This window comes from Prosthecobacter sp., assembly GCF_044222345.1.
In the GTDB taxonomy this organism is placed as follows: Bacteria; Verrucomicrobiota; Verrucomicrobiia; order Verrucomicrobiales; family Verrucomicrobiaceae; genus Prosthecobacter.
Window position 1 is genome coordinate 1 of record NZ_JBGANL010000137.1, and the last position, 3,919, is coordinate 3,919.

A 3,919-nucleotide genomic window follows, 5' to 3' on the forward strand; every position below is an offset into this window, starting at 1 on the left:
CTGGGACAACAGCGACCTGCAGGCTGGGGCGGCAAAGGCCCAGGGCATCCTGTCAGGATTCGCAACGCGTGCGCGCGGCACACTCGGCAGGGCGATGAGCGCCGACGTAGTTGGTGGCTTTGGCCAGCTCACGGCGGCGGTTGGATCCATCGCGGGACTGAAGTCCGTCATCGACGAGTTCGACCGGCTGGGGGACATGGCCATCCAGCTCGATACCAGCGTCGAGAGTCTGCAACGCCTCGGCGCGATGGCCAAGCTCTCCGGCTCGGACGTGGACACCCTCGTCAAAGGCGTGTCCAAACTCACGCGCTCACTGGCCGACTCGGAAGGCAGTGACAAGACCGCCGAAGCACTGCGGGCGCTGGGCGTAAGCGCCTCGCAACTGCGCACCTTGTCGATCGAGGATCAGGTGCTGGCGCTCTCCGATGCGTTCATCAACGCCCGCAGCCGCGGCGAAGGTTTCGCGGAGGTGTTCGATCTGATGGGCCGCAATGGCGCGGAACTCATTCCCCTGCTCGTGCAGGGCCGCGAGGCACTGCAGGCCCTCGCCGACACTCCCGTGCTGAGCCAGGCACAGGTGGACCGCCTCTCCGACTTCAACGACCAGCTCGATGCTGGCATCCTCAAGCTCAAAGCATGGACGGCTGACGCGCTGCTGAGCGTTTCCGACTTTGCGACGGTCACCGGCGTGGCCCTCTTCGGTGGGCTGGGTGGCAGTTTCAGCGACCGCATGGAAGTGGCGACACAAGCTCTCGCTCAAGGCAAGATCGAGGCTGAGGAGGCAGCAGCCGCCCAGGAGAAGCAGCGCCAAGCTGCTAGGGAAGCCGCTGAGTGGGCCAAGAAAATCGCCGACGCGCAGAAGGCAGCCGCCGAGAGTATCGAGAAGGGCCAGAAGGAACTCGAAGCGCAGGAAAAGCGCATGCAGGGCATCCGCGACCAGATCGACCAGGCCAAGGAAGCCAATCTCAAGCAGCAGCTCAGCCCGGAGGAGAACCTTGAATATGCCAAGGGCAAGGTGGCCGATCTCGAAGCCGCAATGCAGGCCGCGCGCGAGAAGGCTTACATGGAAGGCATGGGCGGGCAGGACACCGAGGAAATCCTCCAGCTCGAACTGCAGCGCCAGAAGCTCCTCGGTGAAATTCTCTCCCTCGAAGAACAAATCAGCAACGAGAAGGAACGGCAGCAGAAGGCAGAGGCGGAAAAGAAAGCCCAGCAGAACGAAGCCCGTGCCGGCATCGCCAACGACCTTCAAGTGCTCGATCTCCGCGCGCGTGGCCGCAACAAGGAGGCGGACGCGTTGGAAAAACAGCTCCGCATCCAGCAGGAAGCCAAGCGCATCGCCGAGGAGACCGGCATGTCGCAGGAAGAGGCACTGCGCATTGCCCAGGCCAAGTCCGACCTTGAGGACAAGGCGGCCAAACGTGGCGAGCGCACCGAGAACGGGCGCAAGCGCATCATGGGCTACTCCCGTCCTGCGGGCCTGCCATCCTTCGGCGGACTGGCCTACTTTGACGCGCTGCAGGAGAAGAACTCCAACGGGCAGTACAAGTATGACGCCTTCTATCGCGGCACCGACCGTCGATTCCAGAATGGTCCGCAGCGCAAGTCCGCCCTCGAACGCGCCGGTGAAGTGCTGCGTGGCAAGGCGGCGGCCAACCAGTCGGGCGGGCGCGGCTCCGATTCGGTGAAGCTCACCGAGGGCAATCAAATCGTTCAACTCCTCACGGAAATCCGCGAGGGCATCGGAGACTTCACCGCCGTATGAGTGTCGCGCCCTTCCATGAATTCGGCGAGACGAGCTTCGCCATGCCCGGTGCGCGGTTCAACCGCCGCATGGACGGCCTGGACAGCGGCACGCTGGAGTGGTTCAGCCCCAACATCGTGGCCTTCAATCCCGGCGCGGCGGCTCCCGGCTACAGCGGACTGGTCATCCAGGAGGTCGAAATCGAGGAGGATTATCCCGGGCGCTACGTCCACCGCCTGCAATGCCTCGGCGTGCTGGGCAGCAAGCCCAACCGAAAATTGAAGAGCAGCTTCCGCCGCACGATCGACACCTTTGACGAGGGCAGCGAGGAATGGATCGCACTGGGAACCGGCTTGATCGCGCTGGGTTCCTCCCCGGCCGGCCATGCCTCCATGCACTGCGTGGACGTGACCGAGGATGAACTTGAGGCCGGTTACTTCCGCATCAGCGCCACCTATCGCGGACTGCTGGGCGAGAAGCCTTACAAGCGCCGCATCGCGGTCAACGAGCAGATCCTCTCGCCGGGCGATCCCGTTTACCTCAACGTGCCGGGCGGATGGCAGGACCCGCGCAAGTCGCAGTTCAGTTTCCCCAAGGTGGTGGTGATGGACACCTACATCACGACCCAGCATCCCAACACGGCGGCCATTCCCGGCATGATGGCACCGCCCGACGCTCCGCCCATCCAGAACCTCTACTACGAGGGCACCAACGTGGTGTTCCAATGGCCGTGGAACTGGAAGCTCGCGAGCATCGACGCGGACAACGTGGGCAGCGTGTGGGCCACCACCTACACCTATGAGTTCGTCTGGCCGGTGCTGCCCGGATAATCGCCATGTCCCTGGTCCAAACACACAAGGCACGTCCAGGCGGAGGCAGCGTCCCGTCTCGCGCCTTCGTACGCTGGGGCACGCTCATGCGCGTGCTGGCGCCGCTCATCCAAAGCGGCAAAATCAGCGTGGAGGGCATCGAGGCCCAGGAGATCGCGCAGGGCGTGCATCTTCGCTCCAAGGGCGGCGGTGGCAGCACCGTCGATCATCCGTGGCGCATCCGCTCCTCGGGCAACAGCTACAAGCTCACGCCCGGCAGTGTGAACGGCATCGTGCCCGGCAACGTCGCCACGTCCTTCACCAAGAACCGCTACGTGTGGGTCCATGCCACTCTCAATGCCTACGGCTCGGTGACAGCCGTGCAGATGCAGAGCGCGGCCTCGCCACCCAACATCCCGCCGTCCTGGTTCAGCGCGGATGCTCCGCCCACGGACGCCTACTACCCCGTCGCCTACGTGGACGATGACGGAGTCACCTATCAGATGTGCTCCAAGAATCTCTCGCTCACGCGCAACGTCGTGCAGATCGACTGCGCAATGAGCCAGTTCATGATCCGCTGGGAGGAAAACTGACACCATGGCTGCTCCCGACTGGAATCCCTGCCTGAGCGCGGCTCAATCCTTCTTCGCCGCACCCATGCACTGCGGCTGCAACTGCACCGCCAGCGCACGCCTGCAAACCCGCAGCGCCAGCATGCGACTCGGGCCGCTCGGACATCGTGCGTTCAACTTCCTCAACGACAAAGCCTATCGCAGGCTGGTCAGCTCCACCCAGTTCAACAGCAGCCGTTCACCGCTCAATGGCGCGGGCAACTGGCATGGCTCCGAGCAGGTCACCGCTGTTTATGATCAGTGGGGCAACATCACCTACAGTGGCAACCGCACGCGCAGTTGGAGCGAGCAGTCTGTTCACTTTGTCTGGAAAGGAGTGGTCATGCAGAGCGGTCAGTATTCCGAATCGGCCACCATCGACGAACACGGTTGCTTGCAGGGCACCTGGCAGTTCAACGGCATCCGGCTCAACGGCACTCCCTACTCTGACGGCGGTTCCATCGCGGGAAAGCAGACCGTCGCCTCGCGTTGTGACGCTTATGACTGTCCCGCCGGCATCGGCTGCGGTTTCCCCACGGTAAACATCACGGCCACGCAGTGGACTGAAAACTGGACCTGCTCAAACAGCCCCAACGCCCGACCGGGCAGCTACACGCACTCGCGCACGTTGTCCGAGGAGGTCACCACCAATGACATCATCGCCACGATTGATGCCGCGTTGCCTGCAATTACGAGCGTGCCATGGGGCGGCGACGTGCTCGGTGTGATCCGCCGCATCGGCTACACCAACACCT

At 63.5% G+C, this 3,919-nt stretch carries 4 protein-coding genes; all 4 read left to right on the forward strand.

Annotated features, from left to right (window positions below; all coding sequences use genetic code 11):
* Positions 1 to 1,765 (forward strand): hypothetical protein (locus ACILSL_RS27160; RefSeq protein ID WP_395735207.1); only part of this gene is annotated, 1,765 nt, incomplete at its 5' end.
* On the forward strand, positions 1,762 to 2,574 hold the full coding sequence (locus ACILSL_RS27165) for a hypothetical protein (protein WP_395735208.1): 813 nt from the start codon (positions 1,762 to 1,764) through the stop codon (positions 2,572 to 2,574). The genes ACILSL_RS27160 and ACILSL_RS27165, both read left to right, overlap by 4 nt.
* Before the next feature lie 5 nt (positions 2,575 to 2,579).
* The gene (locus ACILSL_RS27170) at positions 2,580 to 3,146 is read left to right on the forward strand and encodes a hypothetical protein (protein ID WP_395735209.1); all 567 of its coding nucleotides are present in this window, start codon (positions 2,580 to 2,582) and stop codon (positions 3,144 to 3,146) included.
* A gap of 4 nt (positions 3,147 to 3,150) precedes the next feature.
* The coding region (locus ACILSL_RS27175) for a hypothetical protein (protein ID WP_395735210.1) at positions 3,151 to 3,919 on the forward strand (769 nt) is incomplete at its 3' end.

What these genes read in the sequence shown, in the direction of transcription:
- ACILSL_RS27165 (WP_395735208.1), top strand. Translation starts at nt 1,762, where the DNA reads ATGAGTGTCGCGCCCTTCCATGAATTCGGCGAGACGAGCTTCGCCATG.
- ACILSL_RS27170 (WP_395735209.1), top strand. Translation starts at nt 2,580, where the DNA reads ATGTCCCTGGTCCAAACACACAAGGCACGTCCAGGCGGAGGCAGCGTC.